The sequence below is a fragment of the Leclercia adecarboxylata genome (genome assembly GCF_006171285.1).
GTDB lineage: Bacteria > Pseudomonadota > Gammaproteobacteria > Enterobacterales > Enterobacteriaceae > Enterobacter > Enterobacter barmai.
Genome location: NZ_CP040889.1, coordinates 2,621,333 through 2,645,783, shown reverse-complemented (window position 1 = coordinate 2,645,783; position 24,451 = coordinate 2,621,333). Strand labels below are relative to the sequence as shown.

At 59.7% G+C, this 24,451-nt stretch carries 22 protein-coding genes and 1 pseudogene; 8 read left to right on the top strand and 15 right to left on the bottom strand.

Translation table 11 applies throughout. The features are described from left to right. Positions 1-120 precede the first annotated feature (120 nt). The gene (locus FHN83_RS14420) at positions 121-738 is read left to right on the top strand and encodes a response regulator transcription factor (RefSeq protein WP_139564156.1); all 618 of its coding nucleotides are present in this window, start codon (positions 121-123) and stop codon (positions 736-738) included. On the opposite strand, the pseudogene FHN83_RS14415 reads toward FHN83_RS14420, so the two are convergent. From FHN83_RS14415 to FHN83_RS14395, 5 genes and pseudogenes are all read right to left on the bottom strand, one after another. Further along, a pseudogene (locus tag FHN83_RS14415) lies at positions 730-6,333 on the bottom strand (trifunctional serine/threonine-protein kinase/ATP-binding protein/sensor histidine kinase). The gene FHN83_RS14420 and the pseudogene FHN83_RS14415 sit on opposite strands and share 9 nt — an antisense overlap. Positions 6,334-6,390: 57 nt before the next feature. Then, the gene (locus FHN83_RS14410; RefSeq protein WP_039030556.1) at positions 6,391-6,759 is read right to left on the bottom strand and encodes a response regulator; all 369 of its coding nucleotides are present in this window, start codon (positions 6,757-6,759) and stop codon (positions 6,391-6,393) included. Between the two features lie 26 nt (positions 6,760-6,785). Continuing rightward, a complete protein-coding gene (locus FHN83_RS14405) occupies positions 6,786-7,043 on the bottom strand; it encodes a DUF1427 family protein (RefSeq protein ID WP_139564154.1) in 258 nt (85 codons plus the stop codon). After that, a complete protein-coding gene (locus tag FHN83_RS14400; RefSeq protein ID WP_032616311.1) occupies positions 7,040-7,249 on the bottom strand; it encodes a DUF1427 family protein in 210 nt (69 codons plus the stop codon). Before FHN83_RS14400 ends, FHN83_RS14405 begins: the two co-directional genes overlap by 4 nt. 59 nt (positions 7,250-7,308) lie before the next feature. Then, the gene (locus tag FHN83_RS14395; RefSeq protein WP_039030559.1) at positions 7,309-8,001 is read right to left on the bottom strand and encodes a hydrolase; all 693 of its coding nucleotides are present in this window, start codon (positions 7,999-8,001) and stop codon (positions 7,309-7,311) included. 236 nt (positions 8,002-8,237) lie between these two features. On the opposite strand from FHN83_RS14395, the gene FHN83_RS14390 reads away from it, so the two are divergent. The 5 genes from FHN83_RS14390 to FHN83_RS14370 all read left to right on the top strand — a co-directional run bounded on the left by FHN83_RS14390 (position 8,238) and on the right by FHN83_RS14370 (position 13,811). Next, positions 8,238-10,109, top strand: coding sequence for an amidohydrolase (locus tag FHN83_RS14390; protein ID WP_039030560.1), 1,872 nt, complete (start codon positions 8,238-8,240; stop codon positions 10,107-10,109). A 5-nt stretch (positions 10,110-10,114) separates the two neighbouring features. Further along, a complete protein-coding gene (locus FHN83_RS14385) occupies positions 10,115-10,522 on the top strand; it encodes a DoxX family protein (RefSeq protein ID WP_419146419.1) in 408 nt (135 codons plus the stop codon). Further along, on the top strand, positions 10,519-12,129 hold the full coding sequence (locus FHN83_RS14380; protein ID WP_139564152.1) for an MFS transporter: 1,611 nt from the start codon (positions 10,519-10,521) through the stop codon (positions 12,127-12,129). Before FHN83_RS14385 ends, FHN83_RS14380 begins: the two co-directional genes overlap by 4 nt. A 30-nt stretch (positions 12,130-12,159) precedes the next feature. Then, positions 12,160-12,981, top strand: a complete 822-nt coding sequence (locus FHN83_RS14375) for an alpha/beta fold hydrolase (protein WP_039030563.1) — start codon at positions 12,160-12,162, stop codon at positions 12,979-12,981. 134 nt (positions 12,982-13,115) lie between these two features. Continuing rightward, positions 13,116-13,811: a helix-turn-helix domain-containing protein gene (locus FHN83_RS14370; RefSeq protein WP_139564150.1), complete on the top strand. Its 696-nt coding sequence runs from the start codon at positions 13,116-13,118 to the stop codon at positions 13,809-13,811. Here the strand turns inward: FHN83_RS14370 and FHN83_RS14365 are convergent. The 10 genes from FHN83_RS14365 to FHN83_RS14320 all read right to left on the bottom strand — a co-directional run bounded on the left by FHN83_RS14365 (position 13,743) and on the right by FHN83_RS14320 (position 21,132). Continuing rightward, a complete protein-coding gene (locus FHN83_RS14365; protein ID WP_139564148.1) occupies positions 13,743-14,384 on the bottom strand; it encodes a 2-dehydro-3-deoxyphosphogluconate aldolase in 642 nt (213 codons plus the stop codon). The genes FHN83_RS14370 and FHN83_RS14365 overlap by 69 nt on opposite strands. Next, entirely contained in the window at positions 14,374-15,267 is an 894-nt protein-coding gene (locus FHN83_RS14360; RefSeq protein ID WP_139564146.1) for a 2-dehydro-3-deoxygalactonokinase, read from the bottom strand. Before FHN83_RS14360 ends, FHN83_RS14365 begins: the two co-directional genes overlap by 11 nt. Continuing rightward, entirely contained in the window at positions 15,264-16,160 is an 897-nt protein-coding gene (locus FHN83_RS14355) for a dihydrodipicolinate synthase family protein (RefSeq protein WP_139564144.1), read from the bottom strand. The genes FHN83_RS14360 and FHN83_RS14355 overlap by 4 nt, the downstream gene beginning before the upstream one ends. Next, positions 16,154-17,305: a mandelate racemase/muconate lactonizing enzyme family protein gene (locus tag FHN83_RS14350; RefSeq protein WP_139564142.1), complete on the bottom strand. Its 1,152-nt coding sequence runs from the start codon at positions 17,303-17,305 to the stop codon at positions 16,154-16,156. The genes FHN83_RS14355 and FHN83_RS14350 overlap by 7 nt, the downstream gene beginning before the upstream one ends. Positions 17,306-17,321: 16 nt before the next feature. Beyond that, entirely contained in the window at positions 17,322-18,563 is a 1,242-nt protein-coding gene (locus tag FHN83_RS14345; protein WP_419146418.1) for an MFS transporter, read from the bottom strand. Between the two features lie 381 nt (positions 18,564-18,944). Further along, positions 18,945-19,373, bottom strand: a complete 429-nt coding sequence (locus FHN83_RS14340) for a hypothetical protein (RefSeq protein WP_139564139.1) — start codon at positions 19,371-19,373, stop codon at positions 18,945-18,947. Continuing rightward, positions 19,370-19,612 (bottom strand): hypothetical protein, encoded by a 243-nt coding sequence (locus FHN83_RS14335; RefSeq protein ID WP_139564137.1) that lies wholly within the window; start codon positions 19,610-19,612, stop codon positions 19,370-19,372. The genes FHN83_RS14340 and FHN83_RS14335 overlap by 4 nt, the downstream gene beginning before the upstream one ends. Before the next feature lie 256 nt (positions 19,613-19,868). Then, entirely contained in the window at positions 19,869-20,294 is a 426-nt protein-coding gene (locus FHN83_RS14330) for a FosA8 family fosfomycin resistance glutathione transferase (RefSeq protein ID WP_139564136.1), read from the bottom strand. Between the two features lie 149 nt (positions 20,295-20,443). Next, positions 20,444-20,836, bottom strand: a complete 393-nt coding sequence (locus tag FHN83_RS14325) for a hypothetical protein (protein ID WP_039030567.1) — start codon at positions 20,834-20,836, stop codon at positions 20,444-20,446. An 11-nt stretch (positions 20,837-20,847) separates the two neighbouring features. After that, a complete protein-coding gene (locus FHN83_RS14320; RefSeq protein WP_138370150.1) occupies positions 20,848-21,132 on the bottom strand; it encodes a hypothetical protein in 285 nt (94 codons plus the stop codon). Positions 21,133-21,311: 179 nt separating this feature from the next. Here FHN83_RS14320 and FHN83_RS14315 point away from each other — a divergent pair, with 179 nt between their 5' ends. Next, entirely contained in the window at positions 21,312-23,285 is a 1,974-nt protein-coding gene (locus FHN83_RS14315; protein ID WP_139564134.1) for an AAA family ATPase, read from the top strand. Further along, the gene (gene mcrC, locus FHN83_RS14310; protein ID WP_139565439.1) at positions 23,282-24,385 is read left to right on the top strand and encodes a 5-methylcytosine-specific restriction endonuclease system specificity protein McrC; all 1,104 of its coding nucleotides are present in this window, start codon (positions 23,282-23,284) and stop codon (positions 24,383-24,385) included. The genes FHN83_RS14315 and mcrC overlap by 4 nt, the downstream gene beginning before the upstream one ends. Positions 24,386-24,451: the final 66 nt, after the last annotated feature.

The following is a 24,451-nucleotide window of genomic DNA, read 5'->3' as shown; positions in this document are numbered from 1 at the left end:
ATGTGTTAAAGTGACTGCGTTCATAAAACTGCCGCCATAACCGCTTGAACATGAGGGAGGTAGTTTTCACGCTGAGCGAAATCCTCTCATCTCTGTCAGGCTGAATCATTGGGGCTATTAATGGAACATATTGTCTACGTCGTTGATGATGATCACGCTGTCAGGCGGTCCGTGGTTGGGCTGCTGGAGTCTGCCGGGCTGAACGCCCTCGACTTTTCCTCGGCAGAATCCTTTTTACAACACACCTTTGAAGACGTGCCCTCCTGCGTGATCCTCGATATGCAGATGCCGACCATCAGCGGGTTTGAGGTGGCGGACTCCCTGAAGGCCAGCGGACGCGAAATCCCGATTATCTATCTTACCGGTCACGGCACCATCCCGATGACGGTGAAGGCGATGAAGGGCGGCGCGTACGAGTTTCTCACCAAACCGGTGGCGTCGAATGACCTGCTGAACTCCATTGGCGACGCGCTGAAGCTGGCGGAAGAGAACGCCATGCAACTGCGGGAGCAGTACTCCCTGAAGCAGCGCCATCTTTCGCTGACGCCGCGCGAGCAGGAGGTGTTGCAGCTGGCGATCAGCGGGATGCTGAACAAGCAGATCGCCGCCGAGCTGGGGGTAAGTGAAATTACCGTCAAAGTCCACCGCCGTCGGGTGATGGAGAAGATGCAGGCCCGCTCGCTGGCGGATCTGGTCAGGGCCGCAGAGCGCCTGACCAGAAGCCAGCCCTCAGAGTGACGTCTCGCCCTCTGCCAGCGGCAGGGTAAAGGCGAAGACGCAGCCGTGCGGCTGGCGGTTGCTGGCCGTCAGCTTGCCGCGGTGGCGCTCGATAATGCTGTAGCTGATGGTCAGCCCCACCCCCATCCCCTGGGCTTTGGTGGAGTAGAACGAGTCAAAAATGCGCTCGCCCTGCCCCGGCGCGATGCCGGTCCCGCTGTCGGCAATCTCAAATTTGATCCCGCCCTTTTCCGGATTCGACGTCGACAGCAGCAGCGTGCCGGGACGATCCTTGATCTCCGCCATCGCCTCCACCGCGTTCATCACCAGGTTCAGCAGCACCTGCTGGATCTGCACGCTGTCAGCCACGATAAAACTGTTTTCTGCCGCCAGGGCAAAGCTGACGCTGATACTCCGGCGATCCAGCTCGCTGCGCGACAGGGTGATGATGTGCCGCACCAGATGGTGCAGATCGATGCGGGTAAAGGCCGGATCCTGCTTGCGGGTGAGCGACTGCAGGCTACGGATGATCTCCCCCGCCCGCTCGCCCTCGGAGACAATCTCCTCCAGCCCAATTCGCGCCTTATCCAGCCGGGCCGGTTCGCGGTTCAGCCAGCGCAGGCTCGCTCCGGCGTTGGCAACAATCGACATCAGCGGCTGGTTGATCTCGTGGGCGATGGACGAGGTTAACTGCCCGACGGTAGTGGCGCGCGAGACGCGGGCCAGCTCCGCCTGGGCCACTCGCATGGCGTCTTCCGCCGTGCGCTGGGTGGTGATGTCGGTGATGATGCCGTAATACTCGTTCACTTCGCTGCCCACCCCCACCGGATCGCCAATCCCCAGGATAGTGCGCACGGCGCCGTCGGCGCGGATGATGCGGAACTCGGCGCGCATGGTCAGGCCGTCGCGCACGCTCTCGGTCACCAGGGTGCTGATGCGCGGATAGTCATCCTGATGCACAAACGTCAGGAACTCCGCCATCGAGATCATCTTCTGCTTCTCCGGCAGGCCCAGAATGCGGGCGTACTCCTCCGACATAAACATCAGATCCTGCTGCAGCTCCCAGCGCCAGCTGCCGGTGTGGCTGATTTGCTCCCCCAGCATCAGCGAGGTCTGGCTTGCCCGCAGCTCTTTCTCCACCCGGCGGCGCTGCTGGTTCTCCTCCAGCAGCTCGGCATAGAGCCGGGCGGTCTCCAGCGAGATGGCGGCATGGGCCCCCAGCAGGCTCACCACCCGGGAGTGCTCGACGGTAAAGACCTCCGGCATCAGGCGGTTTTCCAGATACAGCCCCCCCACCAGCCGCGCCTGCTTAAACATCGGGACGCACATCACCGCCGCGCCGGAGGTGACCAGATACGGATCCTGGCTGAAGGGGTGGAACTCCTCCGGTTTGCCGGTGTGGATCTCCTGCCCGGTGCGGATCACCGCCGCCAGCACCGTCAGCGGCATCTCGGTCGCCATCGGCACGTCTTTGCGGATCTGCACCCGCACCCCGTCGGTGGTGGTGCTGGCGCTGGCCTCGATCTCCGGAATGTTGTTGTCGTTCACCCGGATCAAAAAGCCGCGCTGCGCCCCGGCACGCTCCAGCAGGATAGTCATCAGGGTTTCGATCAGCCGTTCGAGGTTGATCTCCTCCGACAGAGCGCGCGACGCCTTGATCACGCTCTGCAGATCGCGGATCTCCTCGTTGCGGGCAAAGGCCACGGTGTCCCAGGCGTTGGCCTGCCCGGGCGCAATCAGCCAGGGGAAATCCCGCTCCAGCTGGCGCACCTTCGACTGCGCCCCCGCCCGCACCCAGGCGGTTATCGCCCCGCGGAAGTGGGCATCGGCGGCGGTGGTGTAGCCGCAGGCGTGGGCGAAGCGGCCCGCCAGCTCATGAGCCAGAGCGTTGAACGGGTTGAAGCCCCCTTCGCGGGACAGGCGCACCGCCTTTTCGTACTGTTCGAGGGCGATGCTGTTCATGCCGTCGAGGCGCACAATCTCGGCGTAGATCAGCGCCTCTTTATCGGCGAAGGTGCCGGGGTTGATCCGCGCCCAGAGGGCGATTTTGTCGTAATGGAGGTGGATCTGGCGACGCAGATCGGCGGTAAAGGTCTCCGGGGTCAGCTGCTGCGAGAGGGTTAGCGCGCTGTAGAGGTGGTAGTCCAGCAGATGAATATGGCCCGGCGCGGACCAGGCAAACCGCCCGGCCTGGGCCAGGTTCTCCGCCGCCTGCGGGAATTCGCCGCAGGCGAAGTGGGCCATTCCGCGATAGAGCCAGAACCAGAACAGCATGGTGGAGGTCTGCTCCGTGGCCTGCCCTGTAGCGCCGGGCAGCAGGGATTGCGGCAGCACCTCGCTGGCGCTCCAGGGGCCGCTCACCGGGGTGCGCAGGTGCTCCACGTAGTGGCGCTGCATCAGCAGGATCGCCTCCACGTCCTGGAAATGGGTTTTGCGCACGAAGGCCAGCCCGCGCTCGATGCTCATCAGTACCGCGTCGAGGTGATCGCCCCGGGTCAGGAAGTTGATCACCTGATGACAGGCGGCAAAGCAGGCCACGGTCATGTCCCCGTGGGTCACAGCGGAGGTGAAGCAGGCTTTAGCGCACTCGATGGTGTAGCCCAGCGGCTGGGTCCAGACGCTGAGCTGATCCAGCGGCAGCAGGGTTTTGGCCTCAAAGGCGTCGTAGCCGTGGCGGTTCACCAGCTCCCGGGCCAGGGTGCCATACTGGAAGCCGAGCCGGTATTCGGCGTAGCGGTGGCCAATCAGCACCCCGAACCACGCCATCGCAGTGGTGGAGGCACCGGTAATGCCGTGATCGAGGGTCAGGTGCATCATCCGGCACAGCAGCACGAAATGCAGGCGCGAGCTGGTAAAGCTGGCGAACAGGCTGGCGCTGTTGAGCAGGTTCATCACCGCCTCGGTATCGCCATCCTTCATCAGCGGCAGCCGGTTGAAATGGCTCTGCGGATTATCGCCAACGCGGTTGCACAGGCTCTGCCAGGCCTCGTCGCACTCGGCGGTCTCCGGGAAGCGGCTGACGTGAATGCCAAACACCGCCAGCCAGCACAGGGCCGCCTCCAGCGCCAGCCGGTTGTCGGACTGGCGCATATAGACTTCCGCCAGCAGGTTGGCCGCCAGCGCCTTCTCCGCCAGCCCGCCGGGGGAGCCGAGAATGCGGTCGCACAGCCTGCGGGTGGTCTCAAGATTACCCAGCGCGAACTCGCACCCGGCCTCTTCGCTGTCGAGGATAAAATCGCTGGCGCTCTCGGGCGCGGCACCGGCGTTGCCCAGCGCCCGGGCGGTCTGGATGTAGCTCAGGGCGGACAGATAATCCCCCGAGCGCCGGGCGCGTCGGGCGGCCAGCAGGCTCAGCTCGCGGAACATCTGGCGCTGGGGCGCAGGCTGGATGCAGTCCAGCGCCGCGGTGACGTGGTGGACGGCGCGGAACAGGATCTCGTTGCCCGCCGCCTGACGGGCCGACTCCGCCAGCAGGCTGGCGGTGGTCAGGTGCAGGCGGCTGCGCTCGGCGTTATCCAGCAGGGCAAATGCCGCCTCCTGAACCCGGTCGTGGGTAAAGGCATAGCCGTCGGCGCTGAGGGTGATCAGCTGCGCCGTCACCGCCGGGTGCAGGGCATAGCGGATCTCCGCCACCGACATCGACACCACCCGGCAGACCATCTCCAGCTCGCCGCTGCCGCCCAGACAGGCGATGCTGCCCAGCAGGCGGCGGGCCTCTTCAGGCATCTCCTCCAGCTGCTGCAGCACCAGGGTGACCACGTTTTCGGTGTAGTGCCGGGTGCGGATGGCGTGCAGATCGTAGTGCCACTTGTCCTGATATTTATTGTGCGTCACCAGCCCGTCATCGACGATGCGGCGGAAGAACTCATGCACGAACAGCGGGTTGCCGCCGGTTTTCTCGTGGATCAGCCCGGCCAGATCGGCGGTGCTGGCGGAGCGGGTATGGAAGATGTTCGCCAGCCAGCGGGAGACCGCCTTCACCGACAGCGGCTCCGGGCGCAGCTCGGTGGTGTTGCGCGACGCCAGGTGCAGGTTCGCCAGCTGCTGATGCAGGGTGTTATCCGGCAGCGAGCAGGCGTCCCGGTGCGCCACCACCATCAGCAGCGGCATATTAGTGCCGTGGGTCAGCAGGTATTCGAGAATTTGCAGGCTGGCGGGGTCGATCCAGTGGATATCGTCCAGCAGCAGCACCAGCGGAGCGCCCGCGCTGGCGAAGGTTTTGACCAGCGCCAGCACCATGTGGCTGAAGCGCGCCCGGGCGTCGATGGAGAAGGTATCGCTGGAGAAGCGCGGCTTGTTGTCCAGCAGCAGCCGCAGCTCCGGCACCAGGCTGACGGCCAGCTCTTCGTAGCCCTCCAGCTCCCTTGAGAGGCGGATCTTCCAGTGCGCCACCTCCACCGCCGGGAGCCCCAGCAGGTGCAGCGCCAGGGTGCGAAACGCCGAGGTCAGGGCGGCATAGGGCAGCGTAGGGGAAAACTGATCCACCTTGCCCACCGCCAGCAGCGCGCTGCGGTGCTGTAAGGCCTTCAGCGCCGAGGCGATCAGCGACGACTTACCGATCCCCGACGGGCCGCTGATGGCCACAAATCCGGCAATCCCATCCCGGCTCACCCGGTCAAAGGCGTGGATCAGATCCGCCGCCTGAGGATGGGCGGTGTAGAGGGTATCGGTGAGATGAAACGCCGGCGAGCGATCCTGCAAACCCGGCGTGAAGGCGGCAATATCCCCCTCGTCGCTCAGGGTGGCCTGGCAGCGGCGCAGGTCGGCAATCAGGCCATCGATGGTCTGGTAACGGTTCTCCGGTTTTTTCGCCAGCATTTTCAGCACGATGGCCGACAGCATGGCGGGCACGCCGGGGCTGACCTCTCCTGGCGATCGCGGTTCCGAGGCGATGTGATAGTGCGCCCACTTGCCCTGATCCTGGCCGCCCAGCTCAAACGGCAGGCTGCCGGTAAGCAGCTCGTAAAGCACCACCCCGAGGCTGTAGAGATCGCTGCGGCTGTCCACCGCGCGATGGGTGCGGGTGGTGTGTTCCGGCGACATGTAGGCAGGCGTGCCGCCCACCACCGCCAGCCTCGACTACTGCAGCTCTTCCGAGGTGCCGGACGACAGGCCAAAGCCCCCCAGCCGACAGGTATTGTCCTCGTGAATAAAGATATTTCCCGGTTTGATATCTCCATGCACCAGGTTGCGCAGATGCATCAGGCGCAGGGGCAGGCTGATGCGGATCGCCAGCTCCAGAAAGCTCTGGATGCAGGCCATCGGCGCGCCCACGATGCGCGTCAGCAGCACAAAGGAAAAAGGGGCATAAACCAGTGCAAAGCGCCCGTGGTACTGGGTGCTGGCGACCGGACGCACGGCCCAGTCGTCGCTCAGGTACTCCCGCAGGGCAAACTCGTTGCGCAGCAGGCGCGTTGCGCTGGCCTCTTCTTCATCACTCACGGCGGTGGCGATGATAAAGGCTCCGCCGGAACGGGGCAGTCGGGCGTTGAGCCAGCAGAGGCTCCCCTCCTGCCCCAGCGGGGTAAAAATAACGTCTTCTTTAAGCACAAAAGCCCGCCCTTCGGATAAATTTCCGGGGGCGGGCCAGATCTCAGGCAGCGATGGGTTAGTCATCCACGTTCCTTATTTTTCTTCATTAATGGTTCTCGTGGGAAACAGGTAAAGGTGTTGTCAGGTGGCGAGCGCGCGCTGAATATGCGCCAGCAGCACATCGACATTAATGGGTTTGCGCAGAAAAACAACGGCGCCATTCTCAACAGCGTAGCGCTCTATGTTGTCATCCGCATGACCAGAGATAAAAATGAGCGGCGGGGGCGAAGTGGCGATGAGGTGCAGCCTGTCGAGCATCTCCAGACCGTTCATCCCCCGCAGGCGGATGTCGGCAATCACCAGCGCCGCGTCGGTCAGCGCGGTGGGGTGGCTGAGAAACCCCTCCGCCGAGTCGAAGGCTTCGGTGGCGTACCCCTCCGACTGCAGCAGGTTGCTTAACCCGCTGCGAACAGACCGTTCATCATCAATGATGGCTATGCGCTGCGGCATGCTCGTGTTCCTCAAATGAATCGTGATTAACCCTCACTGCCGTCGCCGGGACGGGGTGGAGGCGGAGTGCCGCTGATTTTGGGAACGCATTCGTGACGAAACCAGGTCATCGTTAGCTGGCGGCTGAAAAGACGGCGGCCAATCGGGATCAGCTGCTCCCCCATCAGCATGCCAAACAGCCCCATCAGCGCAACAACGGGCGGCGCGGGCGAGTGTACATCAATTGCGGCATAAATAACCCCTGCCAGAATTCCACAGCTCAGTGAAATGACCCAGGCTTTCATGACGAGGCTCCTGTTGAGAGGGTGACGGGCGCTTTTTGCGCGGTGTCGTCAGCGTGCAGAAAATGGCGGGTCGCCTGTTCGCCGGCCAGCATTCCCAGCAGGCCAATCAGCGCCAGCGCGGGCGGCGCGGGGGAACGCACTTTCAGCAGCGCGTAGAGCAGGCCTATCAGCACGCCTGCCGCGAGGGAAATTAACCCAGTACTCATGGTGAACTCCAGGGAGGTCAGCGGCAGGCCGGATGAGGGCCCAGCCTGCCGCGTCGAACTTAGCGGACCGGGGCCGGAACCGGGGCCAGGGTTTCGTGCTCGCTCTTCTGGCGAGACGGTGCTTTGTGCACCATGGTGTAGGCGTAATCCACGCCCATGCCGTAGGCACCGGAGTGCTCACGCACGATATCCATTACCGCGTTGTAGGTCTCTTTACGCGCCCAGTCACGCTGCCACTCCAGCATCACCTGCTGCCAGGTTACCGGGATCACGCCGGCCTGGATCATGCGCTGCATCGCGAAGTCGTGGGCCTCTTTCGAGGTGCCGCCGGACGCATCCGCCACCATGTAGATCTCGTAGTCGCCTTCCAGCATCGCGCACAGGGCGAAGGTGTTGTTGCACACTTCGGTCCACAGGCCGGAGACCACCACTTTCTTCTTGCCGTTGGCTTTCAGGGCGTCACGCACTTTCTGGTCATCCCAGGAGTTCATGGAGGAGCGCTCAAGGATGTCTTTACCCGGGAAGACGTCCAGCAGTTCCGGGAAGGTGTTGCCGGAGAAGCTTTCGGTTTCAACGGTGGTGATGGTGGTCGGGATGTTGAACACTTTGGCCGATTTCGCCAGCGCTACCACGTTGTTTTTCAGCACCTGACGGTCGATAGACTGCACGCCAAACGCCATCTGCGGCTGCTGGTCGATGAAGATAATCTGACAGTTATCCGGGGTTAACACTTCGAGCTTTGAGTTAGACATAATGGTATCCAGTGAGGTTAACAGGTGAAATCCGCCGCACCACCTTTGACGATGCGTTGACTGCATCCTATGTCTCTCTCGCCCCGGAGGTAATTATCTCTTTGTATAATTAACCTTTCGTATAGTTATACGTCAGTATAGTTATACTTTGGTATACCTATCCCTTTGTATAACTGGTTTTTTTCGGTAACCGGTTCCAATAATCCTGACCAAACCCCTCTCAGTCAGGAGCAGTTATGACTTCCTCTGCTAAAGCAGATCTGATTCTGGTGAATGGCCAGTTTCATACCGTCGACCGTGAAAATCCCCTCGCCGAAGCGGTGGCCGTACGTGACGGCAAATTCCTTGCCGTCGGCACCGTTGCCGACGTGATGCAGTACCACGACGAGGCCACCAAAGTGGTGGATCTCAAAGGCCATACCGCCATCCCCGGTCTTAACGATTCGCACCTGCACCTGATCCGCGGCGGGCTGAACTACAACCTCGAGCTGCGCTGGGAAGGGGTGCCATCCCTCGCCGATGCCCTGCGGATGCTGAAAGAGCAGGCCCTGCGCACCCCGTCACCGCAGTGGGTGCGCGTGGTGGGCGGCTGGAGCGAGTTCCAGTTTGCCGAGCGCCGCATGCCGACCCTGGATGAGATCAACGAGGCCGCGCCGGATACCCCGGTCTTTATCCTGCACCTCTACGATCGCGCCCTGCTCAACCGCGCGGCGCTGAAGGTGGTGGGCTACACCAAAGAGACGCCGAACCCGCCGGGCGGCGAGATCCAGCGCGACGCCAACGGCAACCCGACCGGGATGCTGATCGCCCGTCCGAATGCCATGATCCTTTACGCCACCCTCGCCAAAGGGCCGAAACTGCCTCTGGAGCAGCAGGTGAACTCCACCCGCCAGTTTATGCGCGAGCTGAACCGTCTGGGGCTGACCAGCGCCATCGACGCGGGCGGCGGTTTCCAGAACTACCCGGAAGACTACGAGGTGATCGCCGAGCTGCACGACAAAAAGCAGATGACCATCCGCATCGCCTACAACCTCTTCACCCAGCGTCCCGGCCACGAGCTGGAGGACTTCGAGAAGTGGACCGACATGCTCAAGCCGGGCCAGGGCACCGACTTCTTCCGCCATAACGGCGCGGGGGAGATGCTGGTCTTCTCCGCCGCCGACTTCGAGGATTTCCTCGAGCCGCGCCCGGATCTGGCCCCCGGCATGGAGGACGAGCTGGAGCGCGTGGTGCGCCATCTGGTGGAACACCGCTGGCCGTTCCGCCTGCACGCCACCTATGACGAGTCCATCAGCCGGATGCTCGACGTTTTCGAGAAGGTGAACCGCGAGATCCCGTTCGACGGCCTGCACTGGTTCTTCGACCACGCCGAGACCGTCACCCAGCGCAACATCGACCGCATCAAGGCCCTGGGCGGCGGCATCGCCGTGCAGCACCGCATGGCCTTCCAGGGCGAGTACTTCGCCGAGCGCTACGGGATGGAGGCTGTCCGCCATACCCCGCCGGTAACCCGCATGCTGGAGACCGGCGTGCCGGTAGGCTTAGGGACCGACGCCACCCGCGTGGCGAGCTACAACCCCTGGACCGCGCTCTACTGGCTGGTCTCCGGGCGCACCGTGGGCGGCATGCAGATGTACGATCACAGCGCCCGTCTGGATCGCGATACCGCCCTGATGCTCTGGACCCAGGGCAGCGCGTGGTTCTCGAACGAGCAGAACCAGAAAGGGCAGATCAAAAAGGGCCAGCTCGCGGATCTCGCGGTGCTGAGCAAAGACTTCTTCCGCGTACCGGAAGAGGAGATCAAGGGCATCGAGTCGGTGCTGACGGTGGTGGACGGCGATATCGTCTATGCCGCAGGCGCTTTCGGCCCGCTGGCGCCGCCTGCCATCCCGGTACTGCCGGAGTGGTCGCCGGTGGTCAAGGTGCCGGGACACTACCGATCCGCGCCACCGCAGGCCGCCCGGGTGGGGATGAGCGCCGTGCACCACTGCAGCGGGCCGTGCGGCGTGCATAACCACGCCCACGATTTTGCCCGCAGCGCAGAGATGCCGGTGGCCGACGATAACGCCTTCTGGGGAGCGCTGGGCTGCAGCTGCTTCGCGTTCTGATCATGATGAACTCAACTCAACCCCTGCCCCGGATCGACCTGGGGCTGTTCTTCCTGCGCATCACCGGCAGCCTGCTGTTGCTCTACGTTCACGGCCTGCCGAAGGTGCTGCACTTTAGCGAAGAACTGACGCGGATCGAAGATCCCTTTGGCTTCGGGCCGTATTTCAGCCTGATCCCGGCGATCTTCGCCGAGGTGATCTGCCCGATCCTGATCCTGTTCGGCGTGGCGACCCGGCTGGCCTGCGTGCCGATTATCGCCGTGCTGCTGGTGGCGATGCTGGCGGTGCACCCTGACTGGTCGATTGCCGAAGGTCAGTTTGGCTGGCTGCTGCTGATTATCTTCACCACCCTTGCCATCACCGGCCCCGGCGCGTGGCGGTTACGCTCGCGTGCCACGGAGAGATTCGCATGACCCAGGTGACCGACGCGCACATTGAGCACCCGCCTGCCCCGGCGATGTCGACGTGGCAGCCGCTGCACCAGCGGGTGTTCCGCATGCTGTGGATCGCCACGGTGGTGTCGAACGTTGGTTCGTGGATGAGCGACGTCGGGATCAACTGGAGCATGCTGACGCTGAGCGCCGACCCGCTGGATATCGCCATGGTGCAGGCGGCGAGCAGCCTGCCGATGTTCCTCTTCGCCCTGCCCTCCGGGGTGATGGCGGACATCGTCGACCGGCGCAAGTACCTGCTGTTTTCGCAACTGTGGGTGTTTATCGCCGCCGCCGGGCTGACCATTCTGTCGTTTACCGGCCAGGTGACGCCGACGGTGCTGCTGGTGGCGGCGTTTCTGCTGAGCGTCGGCAGCGCCATGAGCTCGCCGCCGTTCCAGGCGGTGGTGCCGGATCTGGTGAGCAAGGCGGAGCTGGGCCCGGCGATTGCCCTCAACTCGCTGGGGGTGAACATCAGTCGCGCCATCGGCCCGGCGCTGGGCGGCTTTTTGCTCTCGCTGGCCGGGCCGTGGATGGTGTTTCTGCTCAATGCCCTGTCGGTGCTGGGCGTGGCCTGGGTGCTGTGGCGCTGGAAGCCTGCGCTCTCGGTGCAGCGCCTGCCGCCGGAGCACTTTTTCTCGGCAGTGCGCGCCGGGGTGCGCTACGTCCACGCCGCCCCGGTGCTGCGTAATGTGTTGATTCGCACCGTGGCGTTTTTCGTGTTCGCCAGCGCGGGCTGGGCGCTGCTGCCGCTGGTGGCGCGCCGGGAGCTGGGCCTTGGCCCGGCGGGGTACGGCATCATGCTGGCCTGCATCGGGCTGGGGGCGATTGCCGGGGCGGTGCTGCTGCCGCGACTGCGCCAGCGCCTGAACGCCGACCGGCTGATGGTGGCGGCAAGCCTGGTCTTCGCCCTCACCATGCTGGCCCTGGCCTTCGTGCGCCACTTCTGGCTGCTGAACCTGTTTGAGTTTTTCACCGGCTTTGCGTGGATTGCGGTGCTGTCCACGCTCAACCTGGGGGCGCAACGCAGCGCCGCACGCTGGGTGAAGGCCCGGGCGCTGGCGGTCTATCTGACGGTCTTTTTCGGCTCGATGACCGCGGGCAGCGCCCTGTGGGGACAGATTGCCTCGCACTTCAACACCTATACGTCACTCTGCGTGGCGACGGTGGGGATGCTGCTGGCGAGCGCCACGGTGCTGCGCTGGAAGCTGGAGAAAGATCCCAACCTGAACCTCGACACCAGCGGCCTGATTGCCGACGACGCCCGGGAGAACATCCCCAACGAGCGCGGCCCGGTGCTGGTCTCCTGCGAATATCTGGTTGATCCCGACGCGGTAAACGATTTTCTGCAGGCGGTCCACGAGCTGCGCCGGGTCAGGCGGCGGGCGGGCGCCATGAGCTGGGCGGTGTATGAGGATATCGACCGGCCGGGCCTCTATATCGAGACCTTCCTGCTGGGCTCGTGGGTTGAACACCTGCGTCTGCAGGAGCGCCACACCATGAACGACCACCTGCTGCAAAGCCGCGTGCTGGCTTTTCATCAGGGCGATGCACCCCCGGCGACCCGTTATCTGGTGGCGCCGGTTTAAAACCTAAAACAACATTTTGAGGAAGAGACTATGGCTACGATCAAAGCGAAAGACGGCACGCAGATTTACTACAAAGACTGGGGCGCGGGTAAGCCGGTGCTGTTCAGCCACGGCTGGCCGCTGGATGCCGACATGTGGGACAGCCAGCTTAACTATCTGGCCGAGCGCGGCTTCCGCGCCATCGCCTTCGACCGTCGCGGCTTTGGCCGTTCGGATCAGCCGTGGAACGGCTATGACTACGACACCTTTGCCTCCGACATCAACGACCTGATCACGGCGCTCGATCTGCGCGACGTGACCCTGGTGGGCTTCTCCATGGGCGGCGGCGACGTGAGCCGCTATATCGGCACTTACGGCACCGACCGCGTGGCCGGGCTGGCGCTGCTGGGTGCGGTAACGCCGATCTTCGGTAAGTCTGACTCTTATCCGCAGGGTGTGGATCAGTCGGTCTTCGCCGGCATTCGCGACGGGCTGCTGAAAGATCGCGCCCAGTTCATCAGCGATTTCGCCACCCCGTTCTACGGCCTCAACGCCGGACAGAAAGTGTCTGAAGGCGGCCTGACCCAGACCCTGAACATCGCCCTGCTGGCCTCCCTGAAAGGGACGCTGGACTGCGTGACCGCCTTTGCCGAAACCGACTTCCGTGCGGATATGGCCAAAGTCGACGTGCCGACGCTGGTGATCCACGGCAGCAACGACCAGATCGTCCCGTTCGAAACCACCGGTAAAGTGGCGGCGGAGCTGATTAGCAATGCGGAGCTGAAAGTGTACGACAACGCGCCGCACGGCTTTGCGCTGACGCATCAGGACCAGTTGAACGAAGACCTGCTGACGTTTGTGAAGGGGCTGTAAGGCTGTGGATCGGGGGGCACTGGCTCCCCGGTTACCTTTTTTCCTGTCACGTTCACACTCGTCGCTGCCGACAATACTTTTCCTCCCCTTCTCCCCTTACACTTAAGACACTGAATACATTCCCGGAAGGTGAGATGAACAGCACTGTCTTTGACGCATTTCGTTGCCTTAATCTGCTGGCGACGGGTAATCGCGCTTTTGGTATTCGCGAAATTGGCCGTGAGATGGGGCTGGATCCGGCGAAAGTCTCCCGCCTGATGCAAACCCTGCTGGCGCTGGAGATGGTGCAGCAGGACGCCAGACGCAAGTACAGCCTGGGAATGGGTATCCACCGGCTCTCGGCGAACGCGATCCATAATTCGGCGTTTTATACCGCCGTGCTGGAGATGCTGGAGGAGACCGGCAGCCACTCGGTGTCGATTGTCGTGGGGGTGCTGAGCGGCAAAAACGTGGTCTATCTCATCCACACTCGCGGCGGCAAAAGCATCGCCAGGGCCATCGGAAACTACGAATCTTTTCCGGTGCATGACTCGGTGATTGGCATCAAATTGCTGTCGGCGATGAGTGACGAGGAGATCGTGGCTCGCCTCGGCGTACACGATTACCAGTTGCTCAGGCGCGATATCGAAGAAGCCCGGCGTCATCAGGTGTTTGGTAAAACCTTTAACGAAACAGATTACCGCATGGCCTGCATTATTCCGGGCATGCAGGCCGCCATCGCCCTGTCGAACATTCAGGGCGATAAGCTGGACATCGACAAACTACGCCATTTCCTGATCTCTGCCGCGCGTAAAATCAGCGGCTCCGCGCTCCCGGCGCTCCAGCAGTAGCGCGCAACGCGCTGCGGTGATCGCCACTGTCTGCCCGGGCTTGTAGAGCGCGCTGCCGATCCCGACGCTGTCGTAGTAGCGCAGGTAGTCGGCGGCGTTATTAACGTCCACCCCGCCTACCGCCGAAAAGCGTACCGGCGCGGAGAGCGGGCCCTTGATCAATTGCGGATAGTTTTGCGGCATGACGCTGGCCGGAAAAATCTTCAGCACGTCGGCCCCCGCCTCGCAGGCGCTGAAAATCTCGCTGGGGGTCATCACCCCTGCGCACACCCCCAGATCGTGACGTTTTGCCGCGTGGATCACCTCCGGATCAAGATTGGGAGTGAGGATAAACCGCGCCCCGGCGGCGGCGCTGGCGGCAACATGTTCCGGGGTTAAGACCGTTCCCGCCCCCACCGTCACCTCATCGCCAAAGGCGGCACGCAGCCGTCGCAGGCTGGCGATCCACTCCGGCGAGTTGGTGGTGATCTCAACGGTGGTGAGGCCATGATGCCGCAGGCAGGCCACCTGCTCCACGCACTCGGCAGGGGTGATGCCACGTAAAATGGCAATAATGTCGGCGTTAGCGATCATGGCGGAATACCTCGTTCAGCCCGGCAATCAGCGCGGTTTCCGCCCCCAGCGTGGCGCAGGGCAGCCCGATTTGCTCGCAGGCTTGCTGGTAGAGAGGAAGCAGGGCCTGGCTGCCGATAAAACAGACCTTCTCTTTCACCGGATGACCGCGCAGAACCTCGTGGCCTATCAGCAGGCCGGAGAGCCAGCTTGCGGCGAAAGCCGGGTCGAGTTTCCCCAGAATGTACCGCCCCCGACAGCGAAACAGCTCGCTCACCAGATCGCCCTGTCCGGCCTCTGTCGATTGCGCCACGCCAACCCCCTCGCTGAAGGCGCTGGCGGAAGTAACCTGTGGAGGAAGGCCTTTGCCCACCACCGAGTGATTGAGCACCAGGTGATAGAGCTCGCCGGTCATCAGGGTACGCAGACCCGTCACGCGCTGCTGCGGGCGATCGATGGTCATCCATTTGCTGTGGGTGCCCACTGCGGCAAAGGTGCTGGCGTCCGTCAGGGCGATGGCCCCGGCTAGCTGCATCTCTTCGCCCCGGCAGATCTCGTTGGCCTGCGGATCGCAGATGCCTGGCCGCAGGGTCAGCGGGTTTTTGAGGATGCCGGGCAGTTCGCGTCCCTTGCCCAGCAGCTCGCGGAAGCTGAGCGGTAAGGTCATATAGCCCGCATCGGCAATACCAATATTGCTGCCAATCATGCCGCATAGCAGCACGGGCAGATGCGGGTCCCAGGCCTCTTCCAGCCGCAACAGCTGCTGGCGCAAAATCGCCGGTAATTCGCCGCGCTCGCAGGTTGCCACGCCGCAGGTGTCCTGCACGGTGCGGATCACCTGGCCGTCACGCACGCTGATTGCCCGAAAATTGCTGGTTCCCCAGTCAACGGCGATGTAATTCATACCCGCGCTCCGAACACCGCCAGCGGCAGCGCGTCAGTGAGATCCTGCAACTCGTCGCGGGTGACCGCGTCCAGCCGTTTGGCCGGTTCGCGCACCACGTCGGTTGTGAAGATCCCCGCCCGGTGCAGGACGGTTTTGTGGATCGCCACGCCGATCCCCGGCTGCACGCCGTAGCGCAGGAACGGCAGATAGCGGTAGAAGAGCGACTGTGCTTCCCGCGGGTTGTGCTGCCAGGCCTGCAAAATCATGTTGATGACGTCCGGGAATTCGCAGGCGGGCATGGTGCCGATCACGCCGCGACGCAGCTCTTCGTAGAGAAAACCGGCGTTCAGGCCGCCGAACAAGCCCACGCTGTCGCCCAGAGCCTGCTTCAGGGCGGAGATTTTCAACGTGGTAGGCGGTTGCTCCACTTTGATGTACTTGATGGCCGGAAACGACTGGCAGAGCTTAACCAGCGTGGCCACCGGGATGTTGACCCCGGTCATCAGTGGCGCATCCTGAATCATGATCTCAATGTCGCAGGCCTCGCAGATATCCCGGTAAAAACTGACGATCTCCTCAGGGCCCGGCTTTACCACCGACGGGGGATTCACCATCGCGACCTGAGCCCCCCAGCGCTGTACCCGGGTGATCTCTTCAATCGCCACCCCAGAGGCAGCGCCCCCGGCGGCGGCCACCAGCGGCAGATCGCCGGTCAGCCTCCTGACGCAGGCGAACAGCGCCTCTTTTTCACCCTGGGTCAGGGCATAGCCTTCGGAGGCATTGCCGAACAGCGCCAGGCCATCTATGCCCTGTTGCAGCAGGAATTTCACCAGCCGCTCAATCGAGGCGAAATCCACCTCGCCTTCAGCATCAAACGCGGTGGCCAGAATCGGTACGTTGCCTTTTAACATGTTGCCTCCATGACGGCGTCTTCATTGATTTCAATACCCAGCCCCGGCCCCTGCGGCAGCTGATACGCCCCCTGCTGGCAGACGAGCGGCGTGGTGAGAAGCTGGTTGGCAATCTCAAAGACCGGGGGCTGATACTCCAGCATGTAGAGATTGGGGATGGCGGCCGCGACGTGCAGCGAGGCGGCGATACAGGGCGCAAGCCCGACGCTCAGATGCGGGGCGACCAACAGGTTCCAGGTCTCCGCCAGCGAGGCGATGTGCATTAGCTCGCTGATGCCGGTGCGGCCCACGTCCGGCTGCAAAATGTCGGCCGCACGCTGTTCGATAAAGGGTTTGAACTGGTAGCGGGTGCGCTCGGTTTCGCCCAGCGCGATCGCCACCGGGCTTTTGCTGCGCAGCTCGCGGTGCCCTGCCACGTCCTCCGGCAACAGCGGTGCTTCAAGGAAACCGACGCCGAATTCGCGCAGCGCCGTGGCCAGCTCTGCGGCGTCCGCCACGCTGTAATTCCAGTGGGCATCGAGGAAGATTTTCGCCTCGTCGCCCAGGGTTTCACGAATGGCCCGCACGTTGGCAATGTCTTCCCGCACGCCGTAGCCAAGCGCCAGCTTGACGGCGTTAAAGCCTTTCTCCTGCCAGCGTTTCGCCAGCTGGCAACGCGCAGGCAGGTCGGGCTCAGGCAGGCCTGAAACGTAGCAAGGAATGGTGTCACGGTACGCGCCGCCCAGCAGTTGCCAGACCGGCTGGCCGAGCAGCTTGCCTTTGAGATCCCACAGGGCGATATCCACGGCCGCAAGGGCGTCGATGTGGTAGCCGGTGATATGGCCGCGATCGCGCATTGCGTCGTACATGCGGGCGTTCAGCACGCCGCTTGAGAGAGGCGATTGCCCTTTCAGCAGCGGTGCGAAGAGCTGGGTTATCAGCTCCGCAATCACCTGCGGCACTACCGGGGCCAGCGCTTCACCCCAGCCGACGCAGCCGTCGTCGGTGGTGATTTTGACCAGGCAGGTCTCCATTTTGCGCGAGTAGACGCAGCGGTACTCCGGGCGATAGTAGTAATCACTCTCATGCCCTTCGACGCTGCCCCCCAGATAGGCCTGCTTTGGGGTGATCTTCAGCGGAAAACATTCAACGCGACTAATTTTCATAATAACTCCGGGACGGTTAATCCAGCACTTTGCCGGCGGTCTCTTTCGCCAGCCACACGGCAATGAATGAGATAAGCGCGGTGATCATCACGTACCACGCAGGCGAGAGCGGATCGCCGGTTAACGAGATCAGGCTGGCAGAGGCCAGTGGCGTAACGCCACCGAAGATCGCCACCGTGAGGTTGTAGGCGATGGCGATGCTGCCGTAGCGAATGGCGGTCGGGAACAGTTCAACCATCGCCGCACCGCAGCCGCCGTTAAACATGGCGACAAAGACGCCCAGCATGCTCATCGCCGCGATAGAGGTGCCCACCGAGCCCTGGCTCATCACCAGCATCGCCGGGTAGGTCAGCAGAATGAAACCGCCGCACCCCATCAGCATCAGCGGGCGGCGCCCCCAGATATCGGAGAGGTAGCCGGTGATCGGCATACAGACCGCGACGCTCAGTAAGCCGAGGGTGGTAATGAGATACGAGTCGGTTTTGCTGTAGTGCAAATGGGTGGAGAGATAGCCCGGCATAAAGGACTGCAATACCCAGCTGCTGACCGCTTTTACCACCACGAAGCCGGTGCAGAACAACAGGGCGCGTGAAGAGGTGGCGAGCGATTTGCGCAGGGGGGATTTCTCCAGCTTGCCGGTCTGTTTGAGCTTTTTAAATTCGCTGGAGTCTTCCATATTGCGGCGCATATAGAGCCCGCCTAATCCCAGCGGGGCCGCCAGCAGGAACGGAATGCGCCAGCCCCAGTCGTTCATGGCGCTTTCGCCGAGCGTATGGGTGAGAAACAGCACCAGCCCCGAGCCACAGACGAAGGCCATAAAACTGAAGTTTTCGCTCCAGCAGGTCAGCGTGGCGCGACGGCTGGGTTTGGCGCTTTCGGCCAGATAGGTAATGACGCCAGAACTTTCACCGCCAGCGGCAAAGCCCTGCACCAGGCGGGTGATGACCAACAGCACCGGGGCAAGGATCCCCACCTGATGCCAGGTGGGCAAAATGCCCATCACGAAGGTGGAGCAGGAGGTGATGACGATGACGGTCACCAGCACTTTGCGCCGCCCTAAGCGATCGCCCATCGAGCCAAAGAAGAGCCCGCCCAGGGGACGCATCAGAAAGCCGGAGCCGAAGACCGCGAAGGATTTCAGCAGTCCGATAACCGGATCGCCGCTGGCGAAAAAGTTAGTGGCGATAATCGCCGCCAGCGTGCCGTAAAGACCGAAATCAAACCACTCGATAAAATGGCCGATGCCCGCCGAGAGCATCATTTTGGTTCTGGTTTGGGCTGGCGCGTGCTGCCCGGCAGATGCGTAATCACCCGCGAATTCAGAGTCGGTATTAGCCATGTAACCTCCTGAGGCCAGGAAAGGTGTCAACGAATGTGACGTGTTTGTTATGAAGCTGAGTGTAAGGAATTCGCAGAGGCTGACGAGCGGGGGTTCGGGATGCGTGAGGGGTATCAAAGAAGCGTTGCGGGAAATGTTTCACATAGTGAAACAGTGGGAGAAAAGTGGTCGCTGGCCTACAAAACCGTAGGCCCGTGCAAGCGAAGCGCCGCCGGGCAAATTATGTGTCGTCTGAGGTAAAAACCATCCCCGCATAAGGCTTATCCCGACACGCCGCCAGAAGGGCGTTAAGCATGAGGTTCAGTTCCGTATAGAGGTTAACCTCACTTCTTTAGCATGTTTATCGACGTATATATAGAAGCGGGACCTGCACGCGTTTTTGGGCTGGCACCACACTTCCATTTCACGCGCCTTTCGTTGCTCCCGGACGTAACCTGAACCAGCAAGATAATCCCGAAGCAGTCCGGGGTTAGTGGCGTCCTTGAAAATAATGGCATTTGAAGGCGCATATCCATCGCCGGGTTGAGATTCGAAATAATAGTTTTGCGATATTCTCGGTGCGTTTTTAATTTCTTTGTCGGTGAGCGAGTAATAGCGGTAGCGGTCGGTTTCTTTGTAGACCATCATCTCGTTAATGTCAGATGCGATGAGGTAGATGAACAGAAAGCAGAGAATTAAGGCTGTGAGGGATAGAGCTATGAGGTAGCGGATAAATTTAGAGAGCATCATCTTATCCCTGTATACCCAAATGATGTACCATTTTCGGTAAGAACATTAACGATGCCAGAGGTAAAGTCATCCCAGGGATACAACCATTTCATAAACATTGGGAGTTCAGCGATGTATGGCTCATGCTTAACGCAGGGGTCGTCCAGATCGGGAAAAATAATGGGTTTAAAACCTGGATTTTTAAAAGAACCGACAGCGCCATAATAATCCCAACGCCGTAACGCAGACTCATGACTCACTGGTTTCACCTGATGGGAATAGAATCAGGTCTGATAGTACGTACTCTATTTTGGAATTGTCTATATCAGACTTAATCATTCGGAATTTAACCCGATAAAGATAATTGATCGTTTATAACGTCTGCTTAAGGCGGAATATACAGTTACCATAGTTTTCTTAATTATTTCGGGGTTATGGAGGAAGGGAAAATATCTTTCTACTACTCATCAGTCTTCACGCCGGGTGTCGCTGCGCTTACCCGGCCTACTCTCCCTCTTAACCCTTATCCGACGTAAAAACCATCCCCGCATAAGGCTTATCCCGACACGCCGCCAGCCGCGCGGCCAGATCCCCCACGTGCAATTCCAGCTTGTGCCCGTCCGGGTCGAGAAAATAGAACGACGCCCCTTCGCTTTTGTTCTCTTTCCAGACCGTTACGCCAGCGTCTATCAGCTTTTGCGCGACAACTTCGAAGTTTTCCGGTGCAACTGAGAAGGCGTAGTGGGTGTAGTCGCTGTTTTGCGGCGGGATGAATGTTCGTGTTTCGTCATAAGACAGGCAGAGCCAGAGATCGCCGCAGGTAAGGTAAGCCCCGGTGTGCCATTCGGCGTGCAGCCGCAGGCCGAGAAGATCGCGCCAGAATGCGATGCTGGCAGGCAGGTTGCTGACGGCAAGGGTCAGATGGTTAAGGGCGTTGAGCATGAGGTCAGTTCCGTATAGAGGTTAACCTCACTTCTTTAGCATGTTTATTGACGTATAAACAGAAGCGCCGGGTGTCGCTGCGCTTACCCGGCCTACGAAATGACAAAACCGTAGGCCCGTGCAAGCGAAGCGCCGCCGGGCAATGGCTGCTACCGTCTTTTAGACCAGGCGGCACGCATTACGGGAATAAACACCGGTGGAATGACGCCCATTTTGGGCAACGGTGAAGCAATCTCCACGCCTGGTGCCACCGCAAACCACTCGGTATTAAAAGGCAATTTTTGCAGGCGATTAAGATCAAACTTTGTCGGCCAGCTTAGCCCTGCCGTATCAAGCTGATCGTCGATGACAAATTCGCCCTGATAGACGTGGTCCGTCCGGGAGGTTCCATAGACAATCAGGACGGCATGCAGATCCGGAAAGACGTTCAAAATCAGTCCGGGACGCGCTTTCGGCCCCGGATGCCCCAGATCCTCATGTTGAGGAAATCGACACCAGATGATGTCACCGATTGCCGGTAACGGGTTGTAATTATTAGTCATAAGCGTCCTGCTTATTTAAATAATGGAGAGTCCAGATCGTCCTCTGAGATATCGAGGCCTGACATTTTTCTGACCGCGTTGTGTTGCGCTTCGGTCAACGGGCCATCGTCCTGTTCGTAGGCGGGCAACACCTCTTTGGCGAGGTTGCGTAACGCCTTGTGGACTAACTCAGTCTGGTTCAGGGATAGCTCAGCCATCAGGCGGGCAAACGTCTCTTCACTTACGCCGAATTCGTTGTCAACGGAACGGAGCTGGAACAGGAATTTTTTAGGTGCAGTGCGTGTTGGGGTGGGCATGATAACCTCTCTTCTTTACCGCTATATGCAAAGTATATAGAGAGGTGAAAAAATGATCCATATAGAATGTATATAACCCTATCGATGATCCCTGTTTTCGGTAGTTAGGCATTGTGTCTTATGATCCCGTAAAATTCCGGCAACAGAATGATAAGTACATAAAATTTACTGGAGAGCATATGGACGCGGCTGAACATGATACCCGGTTTGCCTGGGCGGCTTTTTATCAGGCTTTTGCGAGTAAACTGCTGACCTGGCAAGACCGAAGAGAAGAGCTGGTCGCAGGTATTCATCGGATTGCCGCTGACGTCGGCGGCATGTCCCATCTGCAGGATAAGCCTGCTGAGGGCGAACCTCATCCTCTAAAAGATATTTGCCCCTTCACCACGATGGGGTTATTCAATCGCAATCTCACCGTTGGTAATCGACAAATTATTGCCGCCAGGCTGGCGGATTTGCTGGGCGTAGACGAACCTGTACCCGATTCATTTGACGGCATCCCCGTGCTCAATAACCAAAAGTCGTGGTTTTTTGCGTATGAGAGAACCCGTACCACTGATGACATCGATATTCTCTGGGCAATGTTTTCGCTGGCTATCAGGCTAGCGGATAATATAGATGCAGCAGAGAATGAGGATGATAAAACTAAAGGTTTTTCAATCGTATATGATGCCACGTCAAATATACACAACGTCGGCTGGAACCTGACGATGGGTTTATACTGGGCTCGTCCGTGGTTCTACCCCACGTTAGATAGCCAGTCGCAGAAGTACATCCAGAAAGTTTTAAACATCCAGATCCTCAAAAACGGCGTAAAAGGCCGCTGTAGCGCGCATGACTATCTGAACATTACACGTGCGCTTAAACAGGCCTTTACCCAGCCAAATTTCCCTGTGCATAGTTTCCCGGAACTCTCGTTGACCGCGTGGAATACGGATGTCACCCAGTCAAAAGATGAGGTAGAAAATCGGACATGGAAAGTTTATCTGCTCAACAAAATTAAGGCGTTATGCCTGAAAAAAGACAGCCCTTATTTCACCTATCAGGAACTCAAAGAAAACTATCTGGACGAAATAAAAGCCGATCATCCGAATAACAATACGGTTGAAAATTCTATTTATTATTATCTGCAGATATTACGTAAGGATGATGAATTAAAGTTCCTCAATGCTGGCAATTATGAATACCTGAACTTTGATAAAACCGAGACGCAGAATATTACCGAGGATACGGTCGAAGAGAGCGCGCCGCCCCCTAAAAACCCTCATTTACCTTACGACACTAGTAAACTGCTGGAAGAAGGCTGCTTCCTGGATGAAGAGAAGATTCAATTCACCCTTCAACGGTTAAAAGACAAAAAGAACCTGATCCTGCAAGGTCCCCCTGGCACCGGAAAAACCTGGCTGGCGCGCCGTCTGGCGTACTGCCTGATGGGTGAGCAAGCCCCCGAGCGGATTAGCGCGGTGCAGTTCCATCCAAACCTCTCTTATGAAGACTTTATTCGCGGCTGGCGCCCGGGAAAAGAGGGGCGCCTGGAGCTGATCGATGGACCCTTCGTGAACGCTATTAACAAAGCGCTTAATAATCCTGCAGCGAAATATGTGGTGATTATTGAAGAGATCAATCGCGGCAATCCGGCGCAAATTTTCGGTGAAACGCTCACCCTGATGGAGGCCGATAAACGCACCCCGACTGAGGCGCTTGAGCTCTCCTATCGCAAGGAGCCGGATGAAAAAATCTATATTCCCGAAAACTTATACATCATCGGCACGATGAATATAGCCGACCGTTCTCTGGCGTTACTCGATTTAGCCTTGCGCCGTCGTTTCGCGTTTATCGACCTGAAGCCAATGTTTAACGATGCGTGGAAAAAATGGGTAAACCAAAAATTTGCGGTCGACTTAGACGTTTTAAATTTAATCGAATCGCGACTGACAGCATTAAACGAGAAACTGGCAGATGACGTCGCCCTGGGGCCACAATTCTGTATCGGACACAGCTATGTCACCCCGGCAACCGGCCAGAAGATTGGTGAAGCCCTTGCCTGGTATGAACAGGTAGTCGAGACGGAGATTTGCCCGTTACTCGCCGAATACTGGTTCGATGCTCCGAGCAAGGTCAACGACGCAAGAAAAGTATTATTAGCACCATGACTTCCGGGAGCGAGCAACATAAGACGGCACGCATTCCCGTGCGTAATCTCTGGCTACTGATGCTGTACGCTTCCGACTTGTTTCGGGAGCTGGGGCGGCGCAATGTGGCCGTGGAAGATAACCCGGATGAGATCCCCGATCTGGTGGCGAAGATCCTGCTTCATGAAATTGCGCTGCGCCGCCGTCGTAATTTAAGCATGGGTTATCAAACCCGGCATGCCTCTCTGAACCGGGTGCGGGGACGCATTGATATTTTGCATACGGCCAGCCATCAGCTGTTAGATCGGGGCCGGGTCGCCTGTGAGTTCCAGGAGATGACGCTCGATACCCCACGAAATCGCTTCGTTCGCTGTGCGTTAGAACGCCTCACCTCGCTCATTACCAAACCTGCACTGGCCGCAGATTGCCGCTTTGCGGCAATGGCGCTGCGCCGGGAAGGTATAAACGGTGAGTACCCTGACAACCGTGAACTGCCCTCGGTGACGCGCTTTGGTCGCCATGACGCGGCCGATAAACCGATGGTAGATGCCGCGCAGCTGGCCTTTCAGTTGCTGTTACCTACCGAGGATCAAGGGCTACACCTTTTACCCGCCCCTTCAAATAATCAGGCCTGGATGAGAAGACTATTTGAGAAAGGTATTGCGGGCTTTTATCGCGTCCATCTGGAAAAAGCGATCTGGCATGTCGCGGCCGGGAAAGAGCTGAAATGGGCATTGAGCGATCAAAGCGCGCGGAGCGCCGATATCTTTCCGACGATGCAGTCAGATATCGTTCTTGAACACCGGGTGAATGAGAAACGCATCATTATTGATACCAAATTTAATGCGATCCTCACGAAGGGCTGGCACCGTGATACCACGTTGCGCAGTGGCTATATTTATCAGCTGTATACTTATCTGCGCACGCAGGAGAACAATGACGATCCGTTATCCCTTCAGGCTGCAGGCATGCTGTTGCACCCTGCCGTTGGGTATATGCTGCATGAATTTATCGTCACGCAAGGACATAAGATCCATTTTGCGACAGTCGATATGGCGGCGGATGCACAATCGATAAAAAACCAGTTACTGGATTTGGTTCATCGTTGCGCACAGTCATGACCTTTACGCCGGGTGGCGCTGCGCTTACCCGGCCTACGAAAGGACAAAACCGTAGCGCCGGGCAAT